This is a genomic window from Paenibacillus sp. sgz302115 (assembly GCF_056120445.1).
In genome coordinates, this window is sequence record NZ_JBVYOK010000055.1 from 1 (window position 1) to 1,251 (window position 1,251).

The window sequence follows — 1,251 nt, forward strand, 5'->3', positions numbered from 1 at the left end:
GTGAATACTCCCACCGCCTATAGAGGCGGGGGCTTCTTGTTTCGACGATCGCTGCCTTTTTGTAGAAAGGTCTTACATGATCTCCACAAGCGTTCGATGCAGTATGCATCCCGTTCGGGGCAAACCCTCCCTACGGCGATCGATCCATCATGCACTGATTTTCAAAGCCCGCTGCAAAATGACCTTAGCGGATACGATGTCTCGGTCCTGCACCCATCCGCATCTTTTGCATTCATGAAGCCGAATAGCCAACGTTTTCGGCACATCCGCGCCGCATATACAGGTCTGCGATGTGCCGTGGGCAGGCACTTGTACGAATCGCTTCCCCTGTCTTTCCGCTTTATACGACAGATACGTCATGAACTTTCGCCATCCGGCATCCGCGATGCTTTTGGACAGCCGGCGATTTCGGAGCATGTTTTTCACGTTCAATTGCTCCACCGCGATCAGATCATGCTTCATGACGATACGGTAAGATTGTTTATGCAAAAAATCGTTGCGCTGCCGCGCCACTTTCTGGTGGATTTTCGCGACCTTCCGTTTGGCTTTCTGCCGATTGCAGGAACCGCGTTGTTTGCGGGATAGCCGCCGCTGGGCGCGTCTGAGCCGCTTCTCCGCTCTTCGCAGATGCCGCGGGTTGTCCACTTTCGTCTCGCCTTACAGCGCCGCAAACGTGCGCAGCCCTACGTCGATGCCCACGGCCGCATCCACCGGCTGGCCTGCTTCCACTGCCGCCAGCTTCACGCCTATATTTGCCATCCACCCGTCTGCATATCGTTTTACATGGATTTGGGTCACGTTTGCCCGGTCGAATGGACGGTGTGCATGCATGCGGACCCAGCCGATTTTGGACAAATAGACGGATCCCTCGTGGGCGAATGTCTTGGCTACCGCACCAGGCTGGGGGTATGTAAAAGAGAGATATCGGTCGGCCGACTTATAATGGGGAAACCCCGCCTCCCCGCGAAAGAATCGCTGATAGGCATCATCCAGCCGTCGCAGGCAATCCTGCAGCACTTGCGAATGAACGGCTTTATATTCGGGGAATTCCTTCTTGAAAGCGGGCAATTCGTCCTGCTGCATGGCATAGGTGACGGTTTTACCCTCCTGAGTGTAGGCGGTATCTCGTTGCTCCTTAGCCCGATTGTACAGCTTCTGGCACAACCTCAACGTTCGAATCATGAGTTGCTCCTGTTTGGGAGTTGGATAGAGGCGAAACTGATAAGTGATTTGCACGAAAGGTCACCACCT

1 pseudogene is annotated in these 1,251 nt (G+C 54.4%); it reads right to left on the bottom strand.

Features of this window, described 5'->3' with window-relative positions:
• Positions 1 to 147 precede the first annotated feature (147 nt).
• Positions 148 to 1,236: pseudogene (locus AC0LWN_RS32585) on the bottom strand (RNA-guided endonuclease InsQ/TnpB family protein).
• Between the last annotated feature and the right edge of the window lie 15 nt (positions 1,237 to 1,251).